This window comes from Chitinimonas prasina (genome assembly GCF_030160395.1).
Classification (GTDB): domain Bacteria; phylum Pseudomonadota; class Gammaproteobacteria; order Burkholderiales; family Chitinimonadaceae; genus Chitinimonas; species Chitinimonas prasina.
Genome location: NZ_BSOG01000001.1, coordinates 403,414 through 428,895, shown reverse-complemented (window position 1 = coordinate 428,895; position 25,482 = coordinate 403,414). Strand labels below are relative to the sequence as shown.

23 protein-coding genes and 1 pseudogene are annotated in these 25,482 nt (G+C 60.5%); 12 read left to right on the top strand and 12 right to left on the bottom strand.

Annotated elements, in window-relative coordinates:
• The first annotated feature begins 120 nt into the window (after positions 1–120).
• Positions 121–1,863 carry a lytic transglycosylase gene (locus tag QQK16_RS02190; protein ID WP_284194782.1) on the top strand — a complete coding sequence of 581 codons (1,743 nt, stop codon included), beginning with the start codon at positions 121–123 and terminating at the stop codon, positions 1,861–1,863.
• Between the two features lie 68 nt (positions 1,864–1,931).
• Here QQK16_RS02190 and QQK16_RS02185 read toward each other — a convergent pair whose 3' ends face one another.
• Positions 1,932–2,411, bottom strand: coding sequence for a GAF domain-containing protein (locus tag QQK16_RS02185; RefSeq protein WP_284194781.1), 480 nt, complete (start codon positions 2,409–2,411; stop codon positions 1,932–1,934).
• A gap of 101 nt (positions 2,412–2,512) precedes the next feature.
• Between QQK16_RS02185 and QQK16_RS02180 the strand changes: the two genes are divergently transcribed.
• The 4 genes from QQK16_RS02180 to QQK16_RS02165 all read left to right on the top strand — a co-directional run bounded on the left by QQK16_RS02180 (position 2,513) and on the right by QQK16_RS02165 (position 6,021).
• Positions 2,513–3,211: a hypothetical protein gene (locus QQK16_RS02180; protein WP_284194780.1), complete on the top strand. Its 699-nt coding sequence runs from the start codon at positions 2,513–2,515 to the stop codon at positions 3,209–3,211.
• A 405-nt stretch (positions 3,212–3,616) separates the two neighbouring features.
• Positions 3,617–4,756, top strand: coding sequence for an RNA ligase RtcB family protein (locus QQK16_RS02175; RefSeq protein WP_284194779.1), 1,140 nt, complete (start codon positions 3,617–3,619; stop codon positions 4,754–4,756).
• Positions 4,744–5,373 (top strand): peptide chain release factor H, encoded by a 630-nt coding sequence (gene prfH, locus QQK16_RS02170; protein ID WP_308446974.1) that lies wholly within the window; start codon positions 4,744–4,746, stop codon positions 5,371–5,373. Before QQK16_RS02175 ends, prfH begins: the two co-directional genes overlap by 13 nt.
• Before the next feature lie 60 nt (positions 5,374–5,433).
• Positions 5,434–6,021 (top strand): DUF1287 domain-containing protein, encoded by a 588-nt coding sequence (locus QQK16_RS02165; RefSeq protein ID WP_284194777.1) that lies wholly within the window; start codon positions 5,434–5,436, stop codon positions 6,019–6,021.
• 113 nt (positions 6,022–6,134) lie between these two features.
• Here QQK16_RS02165 and QQK16_RS02160 read toward each other — a convergent pair whose 3' ends face one another.
• Complete coding sequence (locus QQK16_RS02160; protein WP_284194776.1) at positions 6,135–8,582, bottom strand: prolyl oligopeptidase family serine peptidase; 2,448 nt, start codon at positions 8,580–8,582, stop codon at positions 6,135–6,137.
• A gap of 407 nt (positions 8,583–8,989) precedes the next feature.
• On the opposite strand from QQK16_RS02160, the gene QQK16_RS02155 reads away from it, so the two are divergent.
• Positions 8,990–10,594, top strand: coding sequence for a chitinase (locus QQK16_RS02155; protein WP_284194775.1), 1,605 nt, complete (start codon positions 8,990–8,992; stop codon positions 10,592–10,594).
• A 119-nt stretch (positions 10,595–10,713) separates the two neighbouring features.
• Here the strand turns inward: QQK16_RS02155 and QQK16_RS02150 are convergent, their stop codons facing one another.
• The 4 genes from QQK16_RS02150 to QQK16_RS02135 form a co-directional block, all read right to left on the bottom strand.
• On the bottom strand, positions 10,714–11,745 hold the full coding sequence (locus tag QQK16_RS02150; RefSeq protein ID WP_284194774.1) for a porin: 1,032 nt from the start codon (positions 11,743–11,745) through the stop codon (positions 10,714–10,716).
• A gap of 39 nt (positions 11,746–11,784) precedes the next feature.
• The gene (locus tag QQK16_RS02145; protein ID WP_284194773.1) at positions 11,785–12,591 is read right to left on the bottom strand and encodes a transporter substrate-binding domain-containing protein; all 807 of its coding nucleotides are present in this window, start codon (positions 12,589–12,591) and stop codon (positions 11,785–11,787) included.
• Between the two features lie 34 nt (positions 12,592–12,625).
• A complete protein-coding gene (locus tag QQK16_RS02140; RefSeq protein ID WP_284194772.1) occupies positions 12,626–13,444 on the bottom strand; it encodes a hypothetical protein in 819 nt (272 codons plus the stop codon).
• A gap of 159 nt (positions 13,445–13,603) precedes the next feature.
• Positions 13,604–15,226 carry a methyl-accepting chemotaxis protein gene (locus QQK16_RS02135; protein ID WP_284194771.1) on the bottom strand — a complete coding sequence of 541 codons (1,623 nt, stop codon included), beginning with the start codon at positions 15,224–15,226 and terminating at the stop codon, positions 13,604–13,606.
• A gap of 241 nt (positions 15,227–15,467) precedes the next feature.
• On the opposite strand from QQK16_RS02135, the gene QQK16_RS02130 reads away from it, so the two are divergent.
• On the top strand, positions 15,468–15,995 hold the full coding sequence (locus tag QQK16_RS02130; protein ID WP_284194770.1) for a hypothetical protein: 528 nt from the start codon (positions 15,468–15,470) through the stop codon (positions 15,993–15,995).
• On the opposite strand, the gene QQK16_RS02125 is transcribed toward QQK16_RS02130, so the two are convergent.
• Positions 15,990–16,394, bottom strand: a complete 405-nt coding sequence (locus QQK16_RS02125; protein ID WP_284194769.1) for a hypothetical protein — start codon at positions 16,392–16,394, stop codon at positions 15,990–15,992. The genes QQK16_RS02130 and QQK16_RS02125 overlap by 6 nt on opposite strands.
• Positions 16,395–16,546: 152 nt before the next feature.
• On the opposite strand from QQK16_RS02125, the gene QQK16_RS21285 reads away from it, so the two are divergent.
• Complete coding sequence (locus tag QQK16_RS21285) at positions 16,547–16,918, top strand: nuclear transport factor 2 family protein (RefSeq protein ID WP_368860121.1); 372 nt, start codon at positions 16,547–16,549, stop codon at positions 16,916–16,918.
• Between the two features lie 407 nt (positions 16,919–17,325).
• Here the strand turns inward: QQK16_RS21285 and QQK16_RS21280 are convergent, their stop codons facing one another.
• Complete coding sequence (locus QQK16_RS21280; RefSeq protein WP_368860120.1) at positions 17,326–17,481, bottom strand: DUF6402 family protein; 156 nt, start codon at positions 17,479–17,481, stop codon at positions 17,326–17,328.
• Positions 17,482–17,540: 59 nt separating this feature from the next.
• Between QQK16_RS21280 and QQK16_RS02120 the strand changes: the two are divergent.
• From QQK16_RS02120 to QQK16_RS02110, 3 genes and pseudogenes are all read left to right on the top strand, one after another.
• Positions 17,541–17,991 (top strand): annotated as a pseudogene (locus QQK16_RS02120) (transposase); the annotation flags it as partial.
• A 218-nt stretch (positions 17,992–18,209) separates the two neighbouring features.
• On the top strand, positions 18,210–18,941 hold the full coding sequence (locus QQK16_RS02115; RefSeq protein WP_284194768.1) for a substrate-binding periplasmic protein: 732 nt from the start codon (positions 18,210–18,212) through the stop codon (positions 18,939–18,941).
• Positions 18,942–18,983: 42 nt separating this feature from the next.
• Positions 18,984–19,772, top strand: a complete 789-nt coding sequence (locus QQK16_RS02110) for a substrate-binding periplasmic protein (RefSeq protein ID WP_284194767.1) — start codon at positions 18,984–18,986, stop codon at positions 19,770–19,772.
• Here QQK16_RS02110 and QQK16_RS02105 read toward each other — a convergent pair whose 3' ends face one another.
• Together QQK16_RS02105 and QQK16_RS02100 are read right to left on the bottom strand one after the other, a co-directional pair.
• Positions 19,773–19,979 (bottom strand): hypothetical protein, encoded by a 207-nt coding sequence (locus QQK16_RS02105; RefSeq protein ID WP_284194766.1) that lies wholly within the window; start codon positions 19,977–19,979, stop codon positions 19,773–19,775.
• A gap of 191 nt (positions 19,980–20,170) precedes the next feature.
• The gene (locus QQK16_RS02100) at positions 20,171–21,229 is read right to left on the bottom strand and encodes an IS4 family transposase (RefSeq protein WP_284194765.1); all 1,059 of its coding nucleotides are present in this window, start codon (positions 21,227–21,229) and stop codon (positions 20,171–20,173) included.
• A 323-nt stretch (positions 21,230–21,552) separates the two neighbouring features.
• On the opposite strand from QQK16_RS02100, the gene QQK16_RS02095 reads away from it, so the two are divergent.
• Positions 21,553–22,932 carry a flavin monoamine oxidase family protein gene (locus QQK16_RS02095; protein ID WP_284194764.1) on the top strand — a complete coding sequence of 460 codons (1,380 nt, stop codon included), beginning with the start codon at positions 21,553–21,555 and terminating at the stop codon, positions 22,930–22,932.
• Positions 22,933–23,220: 288 nt separating this feature from the next.
• Here the strand turns inward: QQK16_RS02095 and QQK16_RS02090 are convergent, their stop codons facing one another.
• A complete protein-coding gene (locus QQK16_RS02090; protein ID WP_284194763.1) occupies positions 23,221–23,736 on the bottom strand; it encodes a single-stranded DNA-binding protein in 516 nt (171 codons plus the stop codon).
• A gap of 122 nt (positions 23,737–23,858) precedes the next feature.
• On the bottom strand, positions 23,859–25,217 hold the full coding sequence (locus QQK16_RS02085; RefSeq protein ID WP_284194762.1) for an MFS transporter: 1,359 nt from the start codon (positions 25,215–25,217) through the stop codon (positions 23,859–23,861).
• Between the last annotated feature and the right edge of the window lie 265 nt (positions 25,218–25,482).

Sequence of the window (25,482 nt, the reverse complement as noted above, 5' to 3'; positions counted from 1 at the left end):
TTACTTGGCATGTCCCATCAAAGCATGGGATGCACGAAACACTCGCTGCGTCCCTTCGGCCGGCGGACCTTCAACAGGTGCGGCCCCTTTGTTCGCGACGTGCCTTTTTCATTTGAGCCTATGACCCAAATCCATTTCCGACTTGCTCCTCTGTTTGCCCTGGTGGCCGCCCTGTTTGCGCCCCTTGCCCATGCAGGCGATGCCGTCGCGGAACAGGCCACCATGACTGAGCCGGCATTGCTTGCCGCGCCGATCGATGCCGCCGCCGCCGAAACCACTACCGAACCCGTGACCGATACGGCGCTGGAATCCGCCACTGAAACAACGCCAGCATTTGCCCCTATTACCCCCGAAAACCCACTGATGACCTCGCCGCCCACCACCACGGGCACCGATGCCGATCTGTGGGCACGAGTGCGGCAGGGCTTCAAGATGGGCGAGGTGGATACCCCGGCAGTGCGCGCGCAGGAACGCTTCTATGCCAGCCACCCGGAGTACATGAAGCGGGTGGTCGATCGTGGTCGCCGTTACCTCTACTTTATCGTCAGCGAGGTGGAACGCCGTGGCATGCCCACCGAGATTGCACTGCTGCCCATTGTTGAGAGCGCTTTTGTGCCCAAAGCGCAATCGCATGCGCTGGCATCGGGCCTGTGGCAATTCATTCCGTCTACCGGGCAGCGTTATGGCCTGGAGCGAACTTGGTGGTACGACGGTCGGCAGGACGTCATGGCTGCCACCTATGCGGCGCTGGACTATTTGCAGGATCTCTACAACCTGTTCGGTGACTGGCAGCTGGCCTTGGCAGCCTACAACTGGGGCGAGGGCGGCGTAGGCCGTGCGCTGGCAAAGACCCGCGCCCGTGGCCTGGAAGACGACTTCGACACCATCAAGAAGCCACGCGAGACCGAAAACTACGTGCCCAAGCTGCTGGCCGTGCGCAATATCATCGCCAATCCGGAAGCCTTCGGAGTGAAGATACCGTCGGTGCCGGACAAACCGTATTTCCAGCCTGTCAGCACCGGCCGCCACATGGACCTGCAACTGGCCGCACAGTTGGCCGGCACCACGGTGGACGAACTGCTGCACTTGAATCCAGGCCTGATACGGCCGGTGTTTGCCCACAAGGAAGACCGCAAGCTGCTGTTGCCGGTCGATAAGGTGGAAAACTTCGAGCGCAACCTTAAGAGCTATGACAAGCCACTGCTGTCGTGGCAGCCCTATGTCACCAAGCGGGGCGAATCGCTGGACGGCATTGCCGACAAGTTCAATATCCAGCTGGCCGAACTGCGCGACGTGAACAAGCTGGGTAGCGCCCGTGCTGCCAATGGCCAGACCATCCTGGTGCCCATACGTGACAATATGGACGTGAGCGAGCGGCAGAACCTGGCGGCCTTGATCTCCGGTGCCATCAAGCCGGACGACAAGGAAGACGACGCTGCCGGGGAAGCTCCGCTGCCCGCAGCGCGTGCCATGCCGGCGGTGCAAACCACCCGTGTTGTGACGCGCTACCGGGTACAGCGTGGGGATACGCTGTTTTCCATCGCCAAGCGTCACGGCATGACCGTTGCCGATATCAAGGTGCTCAATGACCTCAAGTCCAATAGCGTGACCGTGGGCAAGATGCTGAACCTGGATGTGGAAAGCGGCCAGGAGCCGGAGGTGAGGCTAGCCAGCAGCAAGAAGCAGGCCGACAAATCGAAGAAGGCGCGTGATCGCCAGCACGTGGTACGCAGTGGCGATACCCTGGACGAAATCGCCCGCCGCTACGATGTCAGCGTGGCCGACCTCAAGCGCTGGAATCGGCCGGCGGCCAAGGGCGTGCTGCGCGTGGGTTACAAGCTGCAGATCCGTAACGCCAGCTGATAGCCCCGTATTGGGCAGGTGTATGCCAAACAAACAGCCCCGCATTGCGGGGCTGTTTGTTTGTTCGCTTACAGGTCGGTGGCGGCCACAAAGCGGGCCAGCAGCTTTTCCAGACCCAGCTTGTCGGCGGCGCTGAAGCGGTGGGTTTCCGGGCTGTCGATATCGAAGACGCCCACCAGTCGGCCGTCCTTGATGACGGGTAGGACGATCTCGGCGTTCGAAGCCGCATCGCAGGCGATATGGCCGGGGAAGGCATGGACATCGTCGACCACGATGGTCTCCCGCTGCTGGGCGGCGGTACCACAGACACCACGGCCAAAGGGAATACGCACGCAGGCCACCTTGCCCTGGAAAGGGCCTAGTACCAGTTCGTCACCGCGCGCAAGATAGAAGCCTGCCCAGTTGAGGGCATCCAGCGTCTGGTAGATGAAAGCAGAGAACTGCGCCGCATTGGCGATAAAGTCCCGCTCACCTTCGAACAGGCTGGCCAATTGGCGGTCCAGCTCGTCGTAGTTGGGCGTGCGGCTCTGGTCGGCGGTGTGGAACATGGCGATATCCTGATGGAGGGGCAGAAATGATAGCACTGCGGGGAACGTCTTGAGCCGGGTCAGGGTCAACAGGCCAGCATAACAAGTCTATAGGGGGAAGCATGCGGTATGGGCGTCGCGCCATGTGGGTGGGGATGGGCGTATCAATGGGGCTGCACATCGTTCTATTCTGGGTTTGGCCCATCATGCAGCAGCAGCGACGTGCTGGCCTGGCCGACGATCCGCCTACGCTACGGCCCAGGCCTGCCATGCAATGGCTGTGGCTACCTACACCGCCCAGCAGCCGCGCCGAACCACAAGCCCGCGCCGCACCATCGCCCCGGCCAGCCAGTACCCGATCATCTCGTACACTGTCCCGTGCCGCCCCAGTACAGCCACCACCAACGACGACCGCCATAACGTCGCCGCCGCTGGTAACGGCACCCACGACCATCTCCGCCGATCCCTTTGCGTTGGCGCCGGATGAAAGCCTGACCGAACGCGCCTTGCGCAGCGCCGGCGCGACCGACCTCGCCCTAAGGCAAGAGGCCGATGCCGCCCGCCAGTTGCTGCCGGTCAAACCACTGCCGCACAATCTGATCAAGCTGCCACCTATCGTGCAAACCGCCATGGCCAAGCTGTTCGAACGCGAACTGGGTGAGCTGGTGGTGCTGAATGTGGTGACCTCGCAGGAGGGGAGCAACCGTGTGACTCGCGTGTATACCAATAAGGGCCTGTACTGCGTGAATGTGCCGCTGGTGCGTTCGGCGGCCTTCCGTGGCACACCGGTGGTGCCTACGGCAGGCGGCTGCGGGCCTTAGGAGACCGTGGCCCTTTCGTGCGGAACCAAGCCTATGGGGACGACCCGTAGGGGACGACCTGTAGGGACGACGGCCCGCGCCACCGGTCTGGTCTCGCACGGTAGTAAACGTCGATTGGGCGGCACTGGCGCTCAAGCGCGGCTACTTCGACGCGAGCAGAGGTGCGACGGGCAGACCGGGTGGCGCTTCCCAAACGGTTTGCTGTAGTGCTAGTATTTGCCGCGCTTATCCCTCACTCATCAACCTCACTGTAAAGGAGAAAAACACCATGCAACACACTGTTTCCACCCTCTGCAGTGCCCGTGTCTAGGTTGATCGAGACCTCCCAGCTTTAGCTGCACTCTCGTATTGCCCCAGGCGCCGGCCTGCCAAATCAGCGTTTTATCAATCTGGTATGGAAATACGATGGGCAATTACGTTCAGGATCTGTCTGACCGCGTCACCTTGATCGCGGCGGAAGACACTTGGATCGAAGGCGATGCGATCCAGCAATTACACAACACAGCAAAACTCCCAGGCATGAGCCTGGTGGCCGGCATGCCCGACCTGCATCCCGGTCGTGGTTATCCTGTCGGCGCGGCCTTCTTTGCTGCCGAGCATCTGTACCCTGCCTTGATCGGCGGGGACATAGGCTGTGGCATGGCGTTATGGCAGACTGATATCGATGCCAGCAAGGCTAGTATCGGCAAGCTGGAGAAGAAGCTGGGCAATATCGATGGTCCGCTCGATGACAGCTGGCAGGCCGCCGTCGCGGCCTTGGTTCCGGCCGACATGGGCTTTCAGCAGGCGCTGGGCACCATAGGTGGCGGCAACCATTTTGCCGAGCTGCAACGGGTGGATGAGGTGTACGACCCAGCCGCGCTGGCGCAACTGAAGCTGAAGAAAGGCGTGCTGCAACTGCTGGTACACAGTGGTTCGCGCGGCTTGGGCCAGCATATCCTGCGGCAGCATATAGACCAGCATGGCCACACTGGCTTGGTTGCAGACTCCGCGGCGGCGCGCGGCTATCTGCAGGCGCACGACGGGGCTGTGCAGTTTGCCGAGGCTAATCGGCAACTGATCGCCCGGCGCATACTGGCGCGTTTGCACGCCGAGGGCGAGCAACTGCTGGATATCACCCACAACATGGTATGCCGTGCGCAGGTGGGCCAGCAGGATGGCTGGATGCACCGCAAGGGTGCGACCCCGGCGGACCGTGGTGCCGTCGTCATTCCCGGCTCCCGCGGTGACTACAGCTATCTAGTGCAGCCCCTGCCCAATGCAGTCAGCCTGTATTCATTGGCCCATGGCGCGGGCCGCAAGTGGATGCGCAGCGAGTGCAAGGACAGGCTGCTCAAGCGCTATAGCTATGCCCAGCTGAGCCGAACCCGCCTGGGTAGTCATGTGATCTGCGCCGACCGGGAGCTGATCTACGAGGAAGCGCCCGAGGCCTACAAGCCGATAGACAATATCGTTGCCGTCCTGGCGGGGGCGGGCCTGCTGCAAGTGGTGGCTCGGCTGAAACCGGTACTGACCTACAAGACCCGTGGGGAGTGCTGCGATTGATCTTGCTACAACTCTCTGCGGGCCAGGGGCCTGATGAGTGCTGCCTGGCGGTGGCCAAGGCGCTGCAGCGCCTGCAAGACGAGGCCGAGCAAAGCCGGGTGGCGACCGACATCCTTGAGCAGGAACCAGGAGACAAGGCCGGGACTTACCGCTCGATATTGATCAGCCTGGAGGGTGAGGCCGAGGCCGAGCTGGCCCAGCAATGGGAGGGCACTCTGCAATGGACCTGCGCCAGCCCCTATAGGCCTCGTCATCTACGCAAGAACTGGTTTATCGGAGTAAGCCGCTGCGCCATGCCAGCCAACGCGCTGGCCAGCGAAATACGCTACGAAACCTTGCGTGCATCGGGGCCGGGCGGGCAGCACGTCAACAAGACCGAGTCGGCGGTGCGGGCCACTCATGTCGCCACCGGCCTCAGCGTCAGGGTGCAGACCGAGCGCAGTCAGCATGCCAACAAGCGGCTGGCGGCCTGCCTGCTGGCCCACAAGCTGGCCATGCGGCAGGCGACAGGTATGGCAGCATTGCGGTCTGAGCGACGCATGCAGCACTATCAGATTGAACGCGGTAGCCCAAAGCGGGTCTTTGCAGGAGAGCGCTTCCAGGCAGTCATGCCATAGTGGATACGGGCTGGCTTAGGCCAGCCCGGATTCCACTTTCTTTGATAGAGCGGGTGATCCATGAAGGTCTTGCCATCCATCGTTGTTGTCGCGCTGTTGCTGCCCTATGCCTCGATGGCATGGGCAGCCACTTTTGCGGACAAGCTGGTCGCGGCGGCGCGAGCCCGTACCCAGCAGCATGAAGTCTATGACGGTGCCTACCAGCGCATTGCTTACCCCATGGGCGATGTGGCCGACAACCGTGGTGTCTGCACCGACTTGGTGATACGTGCCTATCGCAAGCAGGGTGTGGATCTGCAGGTGCTGATACACGAGGACATGGCTCGGCATTTTGGGGCCTATCCCAAGCTATGGGGCATGCGCGCGCCAGACCGCAACATCGATCATCGCCGCGTACCCAATATCCAGACCTTTATGACACGCGCCGGCGCAGCCTTGCCAGTGAGCCAGGAGCCGACCAGCTACGCGCCTGGCGACTTGGTGACATGGCGCCTGCCCGGCAATCTGCCGCATATCGGCATCGTCTCGGACCAACGGGTCGGCGGCAGCAAGCGGCCCAAGATCATTCACAATATCGGGGCCGGGCCGGTGGAGGACGATATTCTCTTTCGCTATCCTATTACGGGGCATTTCCGGTATTTGAAATAGCGCCTGTTCAACCTAATGGTTGGTCACGACCTAGCATATGAGGGCTGGTAAGCGTGCCCGGCAGTCGGGCTTTATTACAAAGGGCCACTCGCATCGAGTGGCCCTTTGCCTGCCTACTTGCCAGCCGCTCTGGGCTTGGCCTGGGTGACGTAGGTTTCCAGCCAGCGGTCCTGCTCCCACAGCATGTGCATCAGCGATTCGCGGGCGCGGTAGCCGTGGCTTTCGTGGGGCAGCATGACCAGCCTGGCGGTGCCGCCCAGGCCTTGCAGGGCCTGGTAGAGCCGCTCGCTCTGGATGGGGAAAGTGCCAGGGTTGTTGTCGACTTCGCCGTGGATGATCAGTAGGGCATCCTTGATCTTGTCGGCATGGTTGAACGGCGACATGGTTTGGTACACGCCCTGCGCCTGCCAGAAGTTGCGGTCTTCGGCCTGAAAGCCGAATGGTGTCAGCGTGCGGTTGTAGGCGCCGGAGCGGGCGATGCCGGCGCGGAACAACCGGGTATGGGCCAGCAGGTTGGCGGTCATGAAGGCGCCATAGCTATGGCCACCGACGGCAATGCGGTCGCGGTCGGCCACGCCGCGTTTGACGACTTCGTCGACGGCGGCCTGCGCGCTCTGGGTCAGTTGCTGCAGGTAGCTGTCGTTCGGCTCCTTGTCGCCTTCGCCTATGATGGGCATGGCCGGGTCGTCCAGCACGGTGTAGCCACGGGCCAGCATGACCAGGGGGCCACCCAGGCTGATGCGATTGAAGCGATAGGGGGAGTCAGTCACCTGGCTGGCTGCCTTGGCCGATTTGAACTCCTGCGGGTAGGCCCACATCAGCATGGGGCGGGGGCCGTCACGCTTGGGGTCGTAGCCGGCTGGCAGATACAGGGTGGCCGTCAGTTCCACGCCATCGGCCCGCTTGTAGCGTATCAGCTCCTTTTGCATGCCCTTGAACTGCGGGTAGGGGTGTGGGAATTGCGTCAGCGCACGCGGGGCAATCCGGCGTACCAGGTCGCGCAGATAGTAGTTGGGGCGCTCGTCCACGGCCTCGCGGCTGGTCACCAACCGCTGGCCTTCATCATCCAGTACGGCCACGGTGCGTTCGTAGTACGGTGCTTCGGAGCGCCACAGGCGTTCGGTCCTCTTGCTATCGAGGTGGAAGCGATCCAGGAAGGGACGGTCGCCTTCCGGGCTGGCGCCTTCGCCGGCCAGTAGCAGGGTGTTGCCGTCCTTGCCGGTTTGCAGCACGGGCCGGCCGTAGCCGTTGAGGCGGGTCAGCGGGGTGCCGGGGGCGCTGTAGCGATCTTCAGACTTGCGCGACACGATGAGCTCGGCCGCTGTAGCCGGCTTGCCCGGCTGAATGCGCCAGGTGCGGGTGTCGCGAGTCTTCCACCAGCCTTCGGTGACCAGGGCCAGATCATCACGGCCCCAGCTGATGTCTTCTACCCGTGCGGCAACATCCAGCAGGCGCGTGGCCGGCTGGTCGAACGGTGCAGCCTGCTGGAACAGCGTGTCGCGCACCTTGGCTTCACGGTTAGGATCGCCGCCATCCTGGGCTTCGGTCCAGTGTACGGTGGCGGGTGCATCATCGCGCCAGGCAAAGTCGCGCGGGCCGGGTTGGACGGCATCGTTGCCGCTGGGCAGGCGCTCCAGCAGGGGCTGTTCGGCCAGCGTCCTGATCAGCTTGCCCTGGGTATCCCACACCTGGGTGGCACGGGGGAAGCGCGATACTGGCACCAGATAGGAATAGGGTTGGCGCAGCACGCCCAGCAGCAGGTATTTGCCATCGGGCGAGCCCTGCAGGCCGATGACGGTAGCGGGTTTGCCCACCCGGCTCAGTTTGCCATCCGTGCCTACCAGGGCGATCTGGGTTTGCAACTGCCATTCCAGTTGCGCTGCGTCGGCCGGGTTCTTGAGCATGTCGGCATAGGTGCGGGTCTGCGAGGTCTGGCCGCCGGCCGTCTGCTGTGTATTGGGCCCGGCTGGCACGCTTGAGGCGACGGGGGCGGCGGCCGGATCCTGCGGTGCTAGCCTGACCAGCAACTGCTTGTTGCCGCCCAGCCAGCCGAACCCGTTACCGGCGATGGCGTTCAGGTGCTCTCTGATCAGGCGGCGGGCCTGACCCTGGGCCACATCCAGCAGCCACAGTTCAACGCCGTTGTCACCCCAGCGGCTGAAAGCCACCCAGCGCTCATCGGATGACCAGGCGATATCGGCGATGCGCGGATCGGCCGGCAAGCCTTGTACTGGCCGCTGCTGGCCCGTGCCTACATCCAGCAGGCTCAGGCCATTACCAAAATCAAACCGGCTGGCGGCGCGCATGCGGGGGTTGATGCGCAGCCCGGCCAGGCGCAGCTCTGGTTGTGCCACGGCGCTAATGCTGGGCAGGGCTGCCATGCCTACCAGCAGGGCGGTGCTGCGTTTGGGGCCAAGGTTGAAAAGGGGGCCGCGCGGTGCATCGACCAGCGCCTGCAGCTCGGCAGGGGGCGTCTGGTAGTGGGTGTCGGCCAGGACCATGCTGCCGGGCAGCAAGGCTGCGCACAGCAGGGCCAATGAGATCGGGGTGGAACGTTGCATGGGGTCTCCATGGGTTGGAAGCTGGCTTGCCTTTCGGGGCAGCCACGTACGGTCTTCGAGTGGGGGTGATCGCGTCAAATGATTGCGATGAAGCGTAAGGAGGCAGGACGAATGGTGTGGGGATTCCGGCACAGCGTGGTTAGCATGGGTTGACATTGTCATTGTTGAATTGTGCTGATCTAATACCATAATGTAACCATGCATAACCAGTAAGAGATGTTTTGATAATACCGGTATTGTTTTTGGCCTTGATCGGCTGCATGGGGCCGGGATAGGGCTCCAGGCCAGCGCAGGCCTCCTCACGAGAGTGCACCGCTATCGCCGCGAGGGGTGGTGCAGCCCATAAGCCAGCCGGGCAATGTATCCGGCTACCTCGCCCAACCTACAGATATGGATGGAGCAACCGCATGAACCCAACCCCTACCTTGGCCAGGCGCTTTGCGCTGCGCACCCTTACCCTTAGCCTGGCCACGGCCGGTGTGCTGTATAGCCCCAATGCCCTGGCGGCGAGTTGTGCGGCCGCCTGGGCCGAAGGTAATACCTATGCCACGCATGCCTTGGCCAGCTACCAAAGCAAGAACTACAAGGCGCTACAGACCCATACCGCCCATGTAGGTGCCAATTGGAACCCTGCCGCAACGCCTACCCTATGGGCTTATCAGGCAGACTGCGCTGGCACGCCAACGCCAACGCCAACGCCAACGCCGACGCCGACGCCGACGCCGACACCGACACCGACACCGACACCGACACCAAACACCTGCTACCAGGCATGGAGCGCGGGGACGGCTTATACCGGTGGGCAGCGGGTGACCTACAACGGCCGTAACTACGAGGCCAAGTGGTGGACGCAAAGTGAGGTTCCGTCCGCCAGTACTGGCAGCGGCAAGCCCTGGAACGACTTGAGCGCTTGCGGGACACCGACTCCAACTCCAACTCCAACTCCAACTCCAACTCCAACTCCAACTCCAACTCCGACTCCGACTCCGACTCCGACCCCCACGCCCACGCCCACGCCCACGCCCACGCCCACACCCACACCCACACCCACACCTGGCCTGCCCAAGCATGCACTGATCGGGTACTGGCATAACTTCACCAATCCCAGCGGCCCTACCATGCGCATACGGGACGTCTCTGACGATTGGGACGTGATCATGATTTCGTTTGGCGAGGATGGGGGCAATGGCAGTGTGACTTTCAACCTGGACCCCGGCGCAGGTACGGAGGCGCAGTTCATTGCCGATATTGCCGAGAAGCGGGCGCGAGGCAAGAAGGTGGTGCTGTCGCTAGGCGGGCAGGAAGGCCGGATGACCTTGAATACGGCAGAGAACGTGACCAACTTCGTCAACAGCCTGCATGGCCTGATCAACAAGTACGGGCTGGATGGTATTGATCTGGACCTGGAAAGCGGTGCCGGTGTGGTGCTGGGTACGCCCATCATCAACAACCTGATCACGGCAATGAAGCAGCTCAAGGCCAGGGTCGGCCCCGGTTTCTATCTCTCCATGGCACCCGAGCACCCGTATGTGCAAGGGGGCTATGTGGTGAACTCCGGCATCTGGGGGGCTTACCTGCCCATCATTGATGGCCTGCGTGATGACCTGAACATGATCCACGTGCAGTACTACAACAATGGTGGCTTCACCTATGTGGACAACCGGACCTTGAATGAAGGCACGGTCGATGCGCTGGTGGGGGGGAGCCTGATGCTGATCGAAGGCTTCAAGGTCAACTACGGCAATGGCTGGGAGTTCAAGGGGCTGCGGCCTGACCAGGTGGCGTTTGGCGTGCCGTCCGGCCCGCGCTCTGCCAACCAGGGTTTTGTCACGCAGCAGACCGTGAAGGAGGCGCTCACCTGCCTTACCCAGCTGGTGAGCTGCGGCAGCGTGCGGCCCAAGCAGGCGTATCCCAGCTACCGTGGGGTGATGACCTGGTCCATCAACTGGGACAGGTATGACGGCTATAACTTCTCGCGGCCAGCCAAGGCCAGCCTGCAGGCGCTGCCTTGAGCGGTGGCCATTTGCAGGTAGGGACTAGCGTCTCTGCCTGATAGACCTGCGCCAACAACAAGACCCGCCTGAGCGGGTCTTGTTGTGTGCAGCGCGGGCAAGCCTGTCTGATAGGTCGATCAGAAGTTGTGGCGCATGGCGACGCCGAACACCTTGGGATCGTCGCCGCGTGCCGGCCGGTACTTGTTGTCGCCGGCTTCGAAGCGTGCGCGTGCGCGTGCGTCGTTGCTGAACTGGGCGTAGTAGCCGTAGAAGGACGTCATCTTGCTGATGGCGTAATTGACTTCGATGGCGAACAGGTCCACGCCGTCGTTGGCATTGGCGGCGGATTCATCGGCTGTACCGATGGAGGCCTTGTAGGTCATGGGGCCGACCTTGTAGGCACCGTTCACGGTCAGGGTATCCACCTTGCGGCCGGCGTCGTTGTCGAGCTGGCTGATGGCGGCGCCCAGGGTGAAGTCACCAAACTTGGCGCCGGCAATCAGCTTGCTGGCATGCCAGTCTTTGCCCTTGGCTTCCTGATCCTGTTTGACGTCATAGGCTGCGCCGACATTCCACTTGCCGCCATCGTACTCTGCCGACATCGAATACACCTGGCGATTGGAACCCACTTCGGCTGGGGCGGTGTAGCTGCCCTTGGCCTCATCCGGGCCGTAGGCCAGCTTGATCTGGACGCCGCTGAACTTGGGGCTGTGGTACTGGATCACGTTCTTTTGGCGGGTATGGAAGTTCAGCTCCGATGCCTTGCCATGGGTGATCTGTTCCACCGAGTCGCCCTGGTTCCACAGCAGACCCACGTTCTTGTCCAGGGATTTGAACGGCGTATCGTAGTTGCCCATCAACACCGTACCAAACTCGCCCTTCAGGCCGACGAAGCTGTTGCGGCTGGCAAATGAACCACTGTTGGCGCTGTCGTCGGGCGATACACCGCTCTCGATCTGCCAGATGGCGCTCAGCCCGTCGCCCAGGCCCTCTTCGCCACGGAAACCCAGGCGGGAGGAGAAGTTTTGAACGGCAACGCGACGGAGCTTGCCGTCATTGTGCAGTTCCAGACCCATATCCATACGGCCATAGACGGTGACATTGCTGTCGGCGGCGGAGGCCACGGTGCCGACCAGGGCCAGTGCGGCGGCAATTGCATGTAGTTTCATTGGAGTGCTCTCTTCCTGATGGGATTAATTGCGGGGGTATCAATATCGATTGATGCGGAAAGTACGTGGTATGGGGGTAGTGGTATTGGCACCAAACCAGCGTTCGTAGATGCGCTCGGCTTCGCCGCTGTCTTCAATTTCGGTCAGGGCGCGGTTGATCGCGGTACGCAGCTTGGTCTCACCCTTGCGCATGCCGATGGCGATGGGGTTGACGTTGATGGGGTAGTCCGGCATTTCGTAGCGCTGCTTGTTGGGCAGCTCGTTCCAGATGCTGATCAGCAAGGCTTCTGCAGCGACGATGGATTGCACTTTGCCGCTGGTCAGCATGGCGGTCAGCTCGGGTTTGTCCGGCGCGGTGACCAGCACAGCGCTGGGGAACTGCTTGCGCATCAGTTTTTCCAAAGGGCCGCCAGCGGTGACGCCGATGGAGACCGTGTAATAGTCATCGTACGAACGGATTACGCCCTTCAAGGCCAGCGCCTTGGTCTGGTTCATGAAGTAGCCGTAGCTCAGGTCCACCTGCTTGGCTACGTCGGGGGTCTTGCCCAGGCTGGCCATGATCAGGTCTATCTTGCGATCCAGCAGCAGTTGCACCCGGTTGCCGGTTTCCACCGTCTTGAAAACAGGTTTGAGGCCCATACGCTTGGCGACGGCGACGCCCATATCGATGTCGTAGCCCATGACGGTTTTGGTCTTGGGATTGAATTCACCAAAGGGCGGGGACGAGTCCTTTACCCCGATGACGATTTCGCCCTTGGCCTTGATCTGGTCCAGATCATCGGCCTGTGCCTGGGCGGGCATCAGCATGCTGGCGGCGAGCAGGTATGCGCAGTAGAGGGATTTCATATGCAGTTACTCCAAAGTCCTATGGGGTGGGCGCTCATTTTTTACAGAAGTCGGCAGAGCGCTTGAAGACAAAGGCGGTTTTGGTGGATTCGACGGGGTCGGGTGTCAGGCCCGAAGGGCTTTGCCACAGCTTGAACCATTGGGCAGCCACCTTGGCCGTGGCTTCGTTGGCCTCGGCATTGCCGTCCATTTCATAGCGGAATGAGGCCTCGATCAGGGCGGGGCGCTCTTCATCGCCGAAATACCACATCGATAGCTCGGTCTCGGCCCAGCTGTTACCCAGCTTGATCTCAGGCAGGGTGAAGGTTTCTTCGCGTATGCTTTCCTTGATCACCGGCTGCACAGCCTTGTCGGCCGGTATGCCCAGTCGTTCGAGTTCCGGCAGGTAGGACTGCAGGCTCTTGATAGTGTCCAGCGTGGCACTGCTCTCCAGCTTGGCCTGCAGCGCACGCGACTGCTTGATCTGCAGCGGTGGCACCACGTCTTCCTCCTCCTTGACCTTGGCGCCCTTGGTCCAGCTGCCGTCCACATCACCGCGTAGCTTGATGGTCAAGGTGCGCTTCTTTTCGTTGCCACGGTCGCGCACAATCAAACCGGCCTTGGTCAGCAGACAGTCACCGGGGGTGTCGAGAAAACGCACGGCCCGGGTCTTGTCACGAGAGGTCTTGCCCCGAGTTTCCAGGTTGATGGGGCCTTTGGCCAGATTGAGCAGGCTACGCTCGATGACGAAGGAGATTTCGCTGGGTTCGTAAGCCTCGTAGGCCGTTGGGTCGACTATCATCTTGTATTCACGGCTGGCCGGCGCGGCAGTGGCGCAGCAGGCTGCCAGTGTGAGTACGGTAATTCTGAGCATGGCGTGCCTCTCCTGAGCGTAACAATTGATGCAATATATTGAATGGTAACCTTGGCGCCAAAGCAGTTGCTTGGTATTACTCCATGGCTTGATCTGGATTAACCGTGTAAATGTGCCTGGTGGCCGCTACCCGGTAGCATCCCGCTATCCACTTCACGCCTAGACCCTGAAGCCGCTGGCGGTATGCTTGAGTTCCTGCGCCAGCACGTCGAGCTCGGCAAACGCCTTGCTGATTTCACGCAGCGACAGATCGGATTCGGCTGTCATCTCGGCGATATGCTCCACATTGCGGGCAATGCTCTCGCTGGCTTGGCTTTGTTCCGACAGCGCCAGGTTCACGTCGCGCGTCTGCCCTAAGGTGGCTTCTGCACTGCCACTGATACGCTGCAGATACTCGGCCGCCCGCTCGGTCTGCTCCACCCCGCCGTTGACCAAGCCGGTCACCTCGCCCATGCGGCCTGCGATGGACTGGGTATCGTTCTGCACCGCACCGGTCACTTCAAAGATGTTCTGGGTAGCCACCCCCGTGCGCTCCGCCAGCTTGCGTACCTCGTCGGCCACCACCGCAAAACCGCGCCCCTGCTCGCCAGCTCGTGCAGCCTCGATGGCGGCGTTGAGGGCCAGCAGATTGGTCTGCTCGGCGATCTCCTTGATCACCACAGCGATACGGTCGATCTCCTTGGAGCGACTATCTAGCCCTTGCACCAACTCGACTGCGGCGCGCACACCATCGGCAATATGGCGTATCTCAGCCGCCGCATCCGAGGCCAGCTTCTGGCCAGTACGAGCCAACTCGGCAGAGCTCGACGAACTGGCCTCAGCCGCCTTGGTGCTGTCGGCTACGTGGGCGATGCTGACAGTCATTTCCTCTACCGCAGCCGCCGTGGCGGCCGTGGTGTTGGCGGTTTCGCTGGAGCGTTGCTCTATCTGCCCTATGCGCCCCGATAGCTGCTCTGACGCCCCTGCCAGAGTGGAAGATGCCTGGTTGAAGCGGCCTACCATATCGCGCAGGCTGGCCTGCATGCGGCTGACGGCCCCCAGCATGCTGTTGCCGCCGGCCGAGCCGCTGATGGCCACGGTCTGGCTGAGATCGCCCTGCGAGATGGCCACGGCGATATCGTGGGCATACTGCGGCTCGCCCCCCAACTGCTGCAGTATCTTGCGCGACATGGTGAGCGAGAGCGTGGCCAGCACGCCGATGATGGCCAAGCTCAGCAGCACGAACTGCACGGCACGGGCCCAGAAGGCATCATCGATATCATCGACAAACAGGCCGAAACCCACCATCCAGCCCCAGGGCTCGAACTTGCGTATGCCGTTGAGCTTGGCCACCTTGGGGCCATCCTTCTTGCCAGGCCGTGTCGCCATGGTCTCGGCAAAGCCGCTGTCGGCCTTGGCCAGGATGGCCTGATATTCGTCCGAGATATGGCGACCATCAGGCAACTTGGCGCCCTTGTCCACCTTGCCGATACGGTTTTGATCGGGGTGGACCAGCAGCACGTCCTCCATCGAGCGCAGTATCAGGTAGTCATCACCCGACCGCAGCCCCCCCAGGGCCGCCTTGGCCCGGGCCTGCGCCTCGTCACGGCTCATGGCGCCGCTGGTTTCCAGCTTGTGGTAGTGATCAAGCATGCCGGCTGCAAGCTGGAGCAGGCGATCTATCTGTATCTTGCGTTCATCCAGCATGGTGTCGCGCAGGGCGATCAGGCTGAAGGCCGACACCAGTGCCATGCCCAGGACAGAGGCCGAGATAATCAGCCATACACGGGTTTTCAGCTTCATCTGGCGCTCCTTGGGTATGACGTCCTGCCAACGCGTATACGGCGCTGCAGCAAGGCCTTTGGTCATGGGCTTGCTGAAAACTATAGATTATTTATTAACAGTTTTAGATCAAGCTCGGTGCACGGTGTGAATCGCGCAACAGCCTGCTTTGAAGGCTAGGGGGCGAAGGATGTCCGGGCAGTGCCTAGTACCTGCCCTTACGACTGTGGCGTGCCTAGTGTCGGCGGCAACGGGCTAGCCCTTGGGTATCTCTACGCCCGTAAGCAATGAGGTGGCGCTGGGGATTAAGATTGGGCAGCAGGAAGCTGATAGCGAGGTATTTATGGAAGAGTTAGTACGTGTAACGGGTGTTGTGGAGCAGATACGGACTCGGCCCGAGCAATATTTCTCCTTTAACGGGGTAATAAGCGACGCGCGTCTGCTGGCATGGTTGGTATATGAGGTGGGTGTGCTTGTGCATGCTTGCGATGTAAAGAAAGTGGGAGCGTTTTGGGTCGTACATTCGACGGAAGACTGGTTTCAGTTGCGACCCAAGGAGCAAGACGCCGATTACTTTAACGTAGGGCGCGGACTCCCAGAGGCAGGGGTAAACATGATGGGGTGTGGCCCGGTTTTACGGGCCTTTGCGAATGTATTGGGCACTGCAGTGGATGGTCATATCACTTGGGCCGTCGGGGCCGATACGGTGATGCTTGAAGGGTTGCTGTTTGCAGGGCGCGAAATGAAAGGGCGTTGCGTATTTTTTTCTTGCGAGACGCTGGTTTTATAGGAGCTGAAGCGCCCACAGCGTGTTTCGCGAGCTGGTAAGCCCTTGGGTATTGCAATGCTTACCAACGCTATGCGCCAGGTTGGCATCACGCGTCTGTCCCAGGGGGGCTTCTGCGCTGCCACTGATGCGCTGCAGATATTCGGCAGCCCGCTCGGCCTGCTCCACCACGCCTATGACCAGGCCGGTCACCTCGCCCATGAGGCCTGCGATCTCCTTGGAGCGGCTATCTAGCCCTTGCACCAGCTCGACTGCGGTGCGCACGCCATCGGCAATATAGCGTATCTTGGCTGTCGCATCCGAGGCCAGCTTCTGGCCTGTACGGGCCAGCTCGGCCGAACACGACGAACTGTCCTCGGCCGCCTTGGTGCTGCCGGCTACGTGGGCGATGCTGACCGTCATTTTCTAAAGAGCAGGGAGAATTGACGATTGCGCGCCCGCCCGGCTACCTTGGGTGACTGACGGAAGCCTCGATTTTCAATTGGCACGAAAGCGAAACCTCTGGAAACTCCCTTGAACGCTAGACCACACAAACAGACGTTTTTTTACGCTGTATGGAAATGACTTCAGCACCTTCAGCCGACTACATCCGAACTCTCGAAAGCGAGCGGACACAAGCCTTGGTCCGACGCGACATAGCGCTGGCAATGCGACTTCACGCTCGGGATTACCAATTGATCACCCCAGGGGGCAGGACCTACTCGCTCACCGAGTATCACGAAGACATCAAGTCAGGTGCACTGCGATATGAGGGCTGGGAAATCGGTCCCTGCGAAGTTCGACTCTCACCGTCGATGGCTGTCATCCGCTACAAAGCAAAGCTTCTGTTAGCTTCTGGGGTGATCCATTGTTGGCATACGGATACCTACGAGTTTCAAGATGGCACTTGGCAAGCGGTGTGGTCCCAGGCCACGGCAATTAATTAGGCTGGTCTAACCGTTTGAAGCTTATTCTCCAGCTGGCAAGCGCGTGGCCTAACTGATGCTGGTTTTATAGGGGGGCAGCACCAGTAGGTGGCGCGGGGTGTGCGTGGCGATGCCTAACGCCATCCACGCCGCTGGACGAGTCGTTAGTGGCGACGCTGCGCGGACTGTGGGGTGCCTAGGCCCGGGCGGCGCAGATGGTTTGGGGCGGGGTGCGGTCGTAGCCTGATCGCCAACATGGTAGCGCCAGGGCAAGCCGTGCTTACCGTTGCCCGCGATGGGCCTGGTACTGCATCACGATTTCGCTGTATCGCTGGGCAAAGCGGTAGCAATCGCCAGGCCAAAGTGCCGACAGGTAGTTGCTATCCTCGACGGTTTTGCCGCTAAGACAAGTGCGGATATTTTCTTATTCATTGCCCCTTCCTATGCACATAGAGTTTAACAGGGTGGCTTAGCTGTTTATTCAAGACATCAGAATAAACGGCGTAATCCATGCCTTTGTTATTTATTCCTCGCCAATCCCTGAAGCTGGGATTGGTTACGTATTTGGTCTGGCTTTGTTGCACAACTCCTCGCACCTGAGCCCAGCCGATAAACTACGGCCATGACCAAACCCGCTCCCGCCATGCAGAGGTATGCGCCGGCCAGTGGAAAACCCGGTCGCCAGCACACCTTCTCCGACGCCGCCATCCAGTTCTGCCTGTCGATCAAGGTGCTGTTCGGCCTAGCAATGCGGCAGGCCATCGGCTTGGTCGAGAGCCTGATCAAGCTAGCTGGGCTGAATTGGCAAGCGCCGAACTACAGCACGCTCAGCCGGCGCCAGCATATGCTAACGGTGCAGATTCCGGCTGAAGAGAGCCGCCAGCGTGAGTACCGACGGCGCTTACGACACCAAGCGCTGCCATCGTGCGATTGGCGAACGCGGCGCTTGAGCGATCATTCCGGTGCGCAAGAACGGCCGGCCTTGGAAAGCCAATCAAGCTGGCGCCGCAGTGCCCAAGGAGTTGCAGATTCGCGCCGCACTGCTGGACCGTTTTACCCAACTGGGTACGCCGCAGACGGTGCGTGTGGCATAAATCCGTCCGGGGTTTGGGGAGACTCAACCTTCAGCTGCGTTGTGCAACAAGGCTGTTCAATACTATACAATTTAACATGCTGATTTAATTGAAATTTTCAGGATTTGCGAGCGATTGATGAGAAGGATGCAGCTTCTTCGGTTCACTTGTTTCGTTGCTGTTTCTCGCTATGGTTAGGTAACGGGGCACTTTTTGATCGGATACCATGGGAGACCGCAATGAAACGAGCTGTAGGCTGGCTAATGCTTTGTGCTGCATTTGGTGTGTCGCACGCCGACACCTTTGTCGTGGTAACGGGGAACGACTACGCGCCGTTCGCTGATCAAAAGCTACCCGAAGGCGGGATGACCACCGAGATTGTCAAGCGGGCGCTTGCAGAGTCAAAGGCGGAGCTGAAGCTGGATTGGCAGCCTTGGTCGCGTGGCTTGGAGGAAACAAAGGCCGCCCGCTTTGCCGGTACTTTTCCCTACCTCAAGACACCTGAGCGAGAAGTGGAGTTTCTCTACTCGCAACCGATCTACACGATTGAAGATCGCCTGTTTGCAAAGCCCGGCAGCAATCTTGATGCGGCGAATCTCAAAACCTTGGAAGGCAAAAAAATCTGCCTGCCCTTGGGTTGGGCGCCCGCTGCCAAATTGGCGCCAATGCTGAAGTCCGGGGCGCTGAAGCAGGACCAGCCGAAGGATATTTCGACTTGCGTGAAAATGGTGCAGGCAGGTCGAGCTGATTTCTTCGTGACTGATCAATTTCAAGGTAATGCCGCATTACAAGCCGCAGGTGCAAAAGACATCAGCATGGGCGCCAGCACAGTGGGTAGTGCAACCTTGCATTTGATTGCCATTAAGAGTGGGTCGCAAAGCAAGGCGCTGCTTGATGCGTTCAATAATGGCTTGGCCGCATTGAAAAAGAGTGGCGAGTACGAGCGCATCGTCAATAAGCACACGAAATAAATGAAACGGGGCGGGCGCCAGTCATGGCGCATCGCTGCCGGCATGTCCGCAGCGAAAGGATTACCAGTGGAGCGAATGGCATTGGTCACCAAGCGTGATTTAAAGGTTGCTGCGCTGGTGCTGGGCATCTGCTGTAGCGCGCACGCTTTGGCCGAAAGCCTGCCACTGGTCAGCGGTAATGACTATGCGCCCTATGCTGATGAAAAGCTGCCGCATGGCGGTATGGCGACCGAGATTGTGCAAAAAGCATTTGAAGCTGCTGGTTTGAAATCGCATATCGACTGGTTGCCTTGGGCGCGCAATCTGGCCGCCGTACAGTCCGGGCGCTATGCGGCAACCTACCCCTATCGCAAGACGGCAGAGCGAAAACGTGATTTCTATTTTTCTGAGCCGGTATTTGAGTCTGAGGAACGCATCTTTGCCAGGCGGGGTAGCAAACTGAATGGAGCGGATTTAAGCAGCGTGCTGAAAAAGCGCATCTGCCTGCCCCCCGGCTGGTCTGCCCCCGACCCAATTGCCACATTGCTTGCCAAGGAAAAGATACAAGTCGAGCGTCCGAATGATATTTCCACCTGCATCAGAATGATCGCCGTGGGCAGGGCTGATTTTTTTGTGACTGATGGCATACAGGGGCGCGCTACTTTGGCGCAGATCAGGCAACAGGATGTAGTGCAGATGCCAGGCGTGGTGGCCCGCTCGGCCTATCACCTGCTTACAGCCAGAAATAATGAGCATGCGGTGCGCTGGCTTAATGCATTCAATCAGGGCTTGGCGCAATTGAAGAAAAGCGGTGCCTATCGCCGCATTGTGCTTGAACACGGTGGTGAATGACTATTGGCCTTCGCTGAGCGCTTGATTAATTTTGCTCAGCAGCGCAGCAGGGCCCGGGAACGGGCGTGACACCATCAGCCGCAAGGCTTGTTGCTGTTCGCCAATCGATTGTTGCGTCGTGGCGAAGCGCTGCACCAGCACGGTAGATTGGGCTGAATGAAATGAAGCCCAATGTTTACCGCGAATGTTGGGCTTCGCTTCGCTCAACCCGACCTATTGGCAATGCCATTAAGTTAAGCCGCCTTGTAAGCCGGATGGAAACCAGCGATCTGCACACCTTTGTGGCGCGGCACGCTGCGATCCGGCCGAGTCCGCTCAAACACATGTGATCGGCGCAACCGGTCACTCAAACGCTGCAGATGGCCAGCCACATCCCTTGCCAGCAACAGACGCGGCAGCTAGTGTCGCAAGGACTTGAGGACTAACGTCGCATTCAGCCTCACCCGCCAGCCTTTCCCATCAACACGGTGACTAGCCAGCCCGTCCACCGCCGGCTCCACCTCCAGCGTCAGAATGGCTGCGCAATTGAGGTGTGTCAGCGCCGTAAAGAAATCTTGCCGCACTGTATGCGGCATGATGCCTGTCCAGTTCTCCACCTGCAGGCGAGCCTTGATCAGCTTGAAGCCTTCCTCGATCCGCCAGCGACTGTGGTACAGATCAGAGAAGGCCGCAGGCCGAATGGCAGGGTCGAATACATTGGTCGCCAACAACAGGATGGCGCCATTGGGCAGCAGGGCGCATATCAGCCGAACCGGCAATGTTTGCGTGGCATCGCCTATCTCCACCAGCACATCATCGACTGGACCACAGGCGAATTGGGCAACCGCATTCCAGCACTTGGCACTGATCCGTACGCAAAAGCCGATGCCACGCTCGGCCAGGGCACCCAGCCATTTCCGTGATGGATAGCTTCTATCCATGACCACCAGGTCGGGCGGGGCTAGGCATGGTAGATGATGGGCGGCCAGTGAGCGATCATCGTCGGCATAGCCACCCAATACGGCATCCACCACGCAGCCGCGGGCCACATCGAACAGTGCGGAAGGCTGGGCTAATGGACGGAATCGGTTACCGGCCGTGGATAGTCCACCGAATGCTTGGGCACATTCTGGCACGGGTGGCACGCGTAGCGTGGTGGAGTCGAGCGCCAAGACACGGCGGCCCTGCCAGCCGGGTGCGGGGAGGTGGTGTGCCATCAAGGCAGCGCTATGCTGGAGTAGTGTGCGCATGGCTTGGTCGCTGAGTGCTTGCCGCGCCTGGCAGACAGCACTCTTGCTGATGGAGTCGGTGCTTGCGTGGTTCAGTGCGTGGTCATAGAAGGCATCCAGCTCGGCTTGAAGGCCGGCTCGGGGCATATTGAGCATGAAGGTAACGAGCTGCGGCAAGGGCAGCTTGCGTGCGCGGGTAAAGGCGGCGGGGTGTAGACGTGCTTGGGCAGCGAATTGGTCGCTACGCAAAAAATCGCCAAGAGCTGAGAAGATGGCATGGCCGTTGCTCTTGCATGGTGTGGCTCCGAGAGCGTTTAAGAGTGGTGGTGGTTTACATCAACACACTGTTTATATTGGTGTTTTCCTATTAACTTAATGGCATTGGGTCTGGACTAGGTGACAAAGCTCATCTTGAGCCAATTTGGCTACAGGACACAGCTGATACTCTGCGCTACCGGCTGGCGAAGACGAAATTGCAAGCATCCTATGGGCGTCAATGATAGAAATTTCATCCGCATGCGAGCAGATTGATCAATGTCGCAACACGCTTTCACCATTTCGGGAGATGCGCTATGGACGTAATGCGCAGACGCATTTTGGCCGGAGTCGCCGCTGGGGTGGGGGCTTACCTTATTGGTCCCACGGGTGTGGCTTTAGCGCAAGGAGGGGGCAGAAAACGGACTTCGGTGATTGTCATCGGTGCCGGGATCGCGGGCCTGGCCGCTGCGCGCGCACTGCGCCAGGCTGGACTTGTGGTGACGGTGCTGGAGGCCCGTCAGCGCATTGGCGGCCGGGTATGGACAGACGTCAATGACGGCGTGCCGATGGATGTCGGCGCCGGCTGGATACATGGACCCGATGGTGGCAACCCGATCACTGCTCTGGCGAGGCAGGCTGGCGCGGCGACGTATATGACCAACGACGATTCCGTTATGGTCTTTGATGCTCAGGGTGTGGATGTTACCGATCGACAGTTTTCAGAAGGCAGCAAGCGGGTCGCTGCGTTGCGCCGCGCCGTGGAGTCGGCCATGGACGATGATGCTGTGAGCGACACCTCGCTGGCGGCGGCTATTCGGGCGGCAGATGACACAGCATTGGCCGACCCCTACGTGCGCTATGAATTAACCTCCAATCTCGAATTCGATACTGGTGGTTGGCTAGAAGCCCTATCGGCGCGCAATCATTTCAATGACGACAAGTATCCTGGAAAGGATGTGCTCTTTCCCGGCGGCTACGCAGCAATCCCAAAGCTTTTGGCGGCGGGCATCGATATCAAGCTGGGCAGCGTTGTCAGTGCGATCCGGCATACTGACTCATACGTGACGGTGGAGTCCGGCGGGGTGTCCTATACGGCGGATTACGCCGTCGTCACTCTGCCGTTGGGTGTGCTAAAGCAAAAAAGCGTGGTGTTCTCGCCCGATCTGTCGGCCGGCAAACAGGCTTCTATGGGCCGGATTGGTATCGGTCGCATCAACAAAGTCTTCCTGCTTTTTGACAAGGCATTCTGGCCGATTAAAACTCAGTACTTCGGCTTTCATTCGCCGTTGCGTGGGCGTTACGCCTATTTCGTCAACTACCGTACTTTCAGTGATATCAATTGCCTAGTGACCTTCGGCTTTGGCGAGCAGGGCGAAGCGGTGGAAGCCATGACTGAAGCCCAATTGATCGCTGATGTAAGTCCGGCGCTCAAGACCATGTTTGGGGCAGCAGCACTGGCCCCGCGGCGCGCCATAGCGACCCGCTGGAACTCGGATCCCTTCGCCCGCGGTGCTTACACCTTCGCCGGGGTCGGCGCGACGGAGCGTGATCACCTGAGCCTGGCTGCGCCAGAGGGCAAGCGCCTTCTTTTCGCAGGCGAGCACACGCACGAAATCTACCGTGCCACTGTCCATGGAGCCTACCTGTCCGGTCTGCGTGAGGCTAAACGGATACTGGCGGCGGCTTCAGCGTAAGGCGCTTTCAGGTACGCAGGGGGCTCCCGATGACCGCCTAGTCTCAGTGTCCACCCCCATTCTTGCAGGAGGGCCGCCGATGCGGTTTGGTAGTGCTCAGCGAGTAGCGAGTTCTGACAGGCAGGAATTAGTCTGAAGCGGGAGTGGCTTCTCGCAACCCACCGGCAGATATTGGCCATCCTCGGTCTATTCCCCATTTCAACCCTTTAGGTTAGGGCGAAAAAAGAAAACCCCCGTAAAAACGGGGGTTTCTGGCATTTCTCTCACCACGTCGTAAGTAGACGTTATTTAGAACGGAATATCGTCCTCAAAGTCGTCAAAGCTCTGCGGCTTTTGCGGCGCAGGGCGCGATTGGCCGCCTGCGGCTGCTGGGACACCGCCGCCGCGCTGGGCGGGTGGGGCCGAGGGGGCGTCGTTGTAGCTGGGGGCGCTCTGGTCGTACTCGGCGCCGCTGCTCATGCCGCCAGACTTGCCGCCCAGCATCTTCATTTCGTCGGCGATGATCTCGGTGGTGTAGCGATCCTGGCCGGTGGTCTTGTCCTGCCACTTGCGGGTCTGCAGGCGGCCTTCGATATAGACCGAGCTACCCTTCTTCAGGTACTGGCCGGCGATTTCGGCCAGGCGGCGGTACATGGTGATGTTGTGCCACTCGGTTTTTTCCTGCTTCTGGCCGCTGTTCTTGTCCTTCCAGGTTTCGGTGGTGGCGATGCTGAAGTTGCAGATGGCCGAGCCATCCGGCATGTAGCGCATCTCGGGGTCGCGGCCCAGATTGCCGATCAGCAGGACTTTGTTGAGCGATGCCATATTGCGTTTTCTCCAATGGATAAGGTGGCGCGGCACTGGATTTGCCGGCCACCGTCGTATGTGTTTACTGAATCACTAAAACTGCTGCCAGCGCGGGCATACCAGCGCGGGTGTATCTGGGCTCAGGCGATGCCGAGCAGCGCATGCGCGCCGGCTTCGTCCCATCCCTCGCGCATGACCTTGAGGTAGGCCACGCCTTCCTCTGCGATCACCACGGCTTCTTTTACGCCGGCCAGTTGGGATAGCTGGCGGGCCAGCTCGGTGGCGTTGCCCAGTTGCGCATCATCGATATGGTACATCATGGTGCGCACCGGCATAGGGGGTTTAAGCCCTAAGGTGACTACCAGCCAGATGCCGATCAGGGCGGCGCAGAACAGGTGGACGGTCAGGGCGCCGCCGTGCTGGTACAGGGTGGCGCCAGCCGCCGAGCCCACGGCAAAACCCAGCGATTGGGTGGTGTTGTAAACCCCCATGGCGGTGCCCTTGGCATCGGCCGGGGCGATCTTGGAGATCAGGCTGGGCTGGGTGGCCTCCAGGATATTGAAGGCGATGAAATAGAGGCCCAGCCACACCATGATCTGGGTCAGCGTGCCAAAGCCGCTGGCCATGCCCAGCTGGGCCACCAGCATCAGGGCGACGGCGGCGGTGAACACCTGCTTGAGCTTGTTGCGGGTCTCGCCCACGATAACGGCGGGCACCATGAGGATGAAGCCGATGGCCATGACCGGCAGGTAGACCTTCCAGTGCTCGCCTGCGGCCAGGCCCACGGTCTGCACCAGTGCCAGTGGCAGGGTGACGAACAGGGCCATCTGGGCGGCATGCAGGGCAAATACGCCGTAGTTGAGTCGCCGCAGCTGCGGATCGCGCAGTACGGCGCCCAGGCGCTTGGGGTTGGCTTCGGCGTCGGAATGGAAGCGGCTTTGCGAGGGGTCGGGGATGATCTGCCAGACGCCGATGATGGCCGCCAGCGCCAGCCCGCCAGTCAGGAGGAAGATGCCTGAGAGGCCTATGCTGTCTGCCAGGGCAGGGGCGGCGACCAGGGAGATGGAGAAGGTGATGCCTATGCTGCCGCCGACCATGGCCATGGCCTTGGTGCGGTTTTCCTCACGCGTCAGGTCGGCCAGCAGGGCGGTGATGGCGGCAGAGATGGCGCCGGCCCCCTGAAGGGCACGCCCTATGGTGAGCCAGAGCAGGTTGTCGGCCATGGCGGCGATCACGCTGCCTACGGCCAGCATCAACAGGCCGCCATAGATGACGGGCTTACGGCCTATGCGGTCGGACAGCATGCCCAGCGGCAGTTGCAGCAGTGCCTGGGTCAGCCCATAGATGCCCATGGCGATGCCGACCAGGGTGTGGTTGTTCCCTCCCGGCAGCTTGGCCGCATACAAGGCGAACACCGGCAGCACCAGGAACATGCCAAGCATGCGCAGTGCGTAAAGACCGGACAAGCCGGCGGAGGCGCGGAGTTCTAGCGGGGACATGGTGCTTGGGGGGCTGGAGGGTGTTGCCGGAATGCGAAAGGCGGGATTCTAGCAAATCTGCCGCGATATCCCCGCCTGGTGTGCTGAATTAACTTATGCCATGGCAGGAGGGCGGGGCTGCCGTGGCGGGTGCTATGGCCGGCAAGCCTTGATGGCTGCGGTACTCCCGGTGTGGCCTGGGGTGGGTTTGGCAGGAGCGTGCAGTAGTGCCGTGCGGCAGCAGAACTTTTGCCGTGTAACTCCGGTAAACTCGCGGATTGCCTTA

Excerpts from the sequence above, each read along its gene's own strand:
- QQK16_RS02095 (WP_284194764.1), top strand. The coding sequence starts at position 21,553 with ATGGACGTAATGCGCAGACGCATTTTGGCCGGAGTCGCCGCTGGGGTG.
- QQK16_RS02155 (WP_284194775.1), top strand. The coding sequence starts at position 8,990 with ATGAACCCAACCCCTACCTTGGCCAGGCGCTTTGCGCTGCGCACCCTT.
- QQK16_RS02150 (WP_284194774.1), bottom strand. The coding sequence starts at position 11,745 with ATGAAACTACATGCAATTGCCGCCGCACTGGCCCTGGTCGGCACCGTG.
- QQK16_RS02145 (WP_284194773.1), bottom strand. The coding sequence starts at position 12,591 with ATGAAATCCCTCTACTGCGCATACCTGCTCGCCGCCAGCATGCTGATG.
- QQK16_RS02160 (WP_284194776.1), bottom strand. The coding sequence starts at position 8,582 with ATGCAACGTTCCACCCCGATCTCATTGGCCCTGCTGTGCGCAGCCTTG.
- QQK16_RS02140 (WP_284194772.1), bottom strand. The coding sequence starts at position 13,444 with ATGCTCAGAATTACCGTACTCACACTGGCAGCCTGCTGCGCCACTGCC.
- QQK16_RS21285 (WP_368860121.1), top strand. The coding sequence starts at position 16,547 with ATGGAAATGACTTCAGCACCTTCAGCCGACTACATCCGAACTCTCGAA.
- QQK16_RS02125 (WP_284194769.1), bottom strand. The coding sequence starts at position 16,394 with ATGACGGTCAGCATCGCCCACGTAGCCGGCAGCACCAAGGCGGCCGAG.
- QQK16_RS02085 (WP_284194762.1), bottom strand. The coding sequence starts at position 25,217 with ATGTCCCCGCTAGAACTCCGCGCCTCCGCCGGCTTGTCCGGTCTTTAC.
- QQK16_RS02115 (WP_284194768.1), top strand. The coding sequence starts at position 18,210 with ATGAAACGAGCTGTAGGCTGGCTAATGCTTTGTGCTGCATTTGGTGTG.
- QQK16_RS02165 (WP_284194777.1), top strand. The coding sequence starts at position 5,434 with ATGAAGGTCTTGCCATCCATCGTTGTTGTCGCGCTGTTGCTGCCCTAT.
- QQK16_RS02185 (WP_284194781.1), bottom strand. The coding sequence starts at position 2,411 with ATGTTCCACACCGCCGACCAGAGCCGCACGCCCAACTACGACGAGCTG.
- QQK16_RS02135 (WP_284194771.1), bottom strand. The coding sequence starts at position 15,226 with ATGAAGCTGAAAACCCGTGTATGGCTGATTATCTCGGCCTCTGTCCTG.
- QQK16_RS02110 (WP_284194767.1), top strand. The coding sequence starts at position 18,984 with ATGTCCGCAGCGAAAGGATTACCAGTGGAGCGAATGGCATTGGTCACC.
- QQK16_RS02090 (WP_284194763.1), bottom strand. The coding sequence starts at position 23,736 with ATGGCATCGCTCAACAAAGTCCTGCTGATCGGCAATCTGGGCCGCGAC.
- QQK16_RS02180 (WP_284194780.1), top strand. The coding sequence starts at position 2,513 with ATGCGGTATGGGCGTCGCGCCATGTGGGTGGGGATGGGCGTATCAATG.
- QQK16_RS02190 (WP_284194782.1), top strand. The coding sequence starts at position 121 with ATGACCCAAATCCATTTCCGACTTGCTCCTCTGTTTGCCCTGGTGGCC.
- QQK16_RS02175 (WP_284194779.1), top strand. The coding sequence starts at position 3,617 with ATGGGCAATTACGTTCAGGATCTGTCTGACCGCGTCACCTTGATCGCG.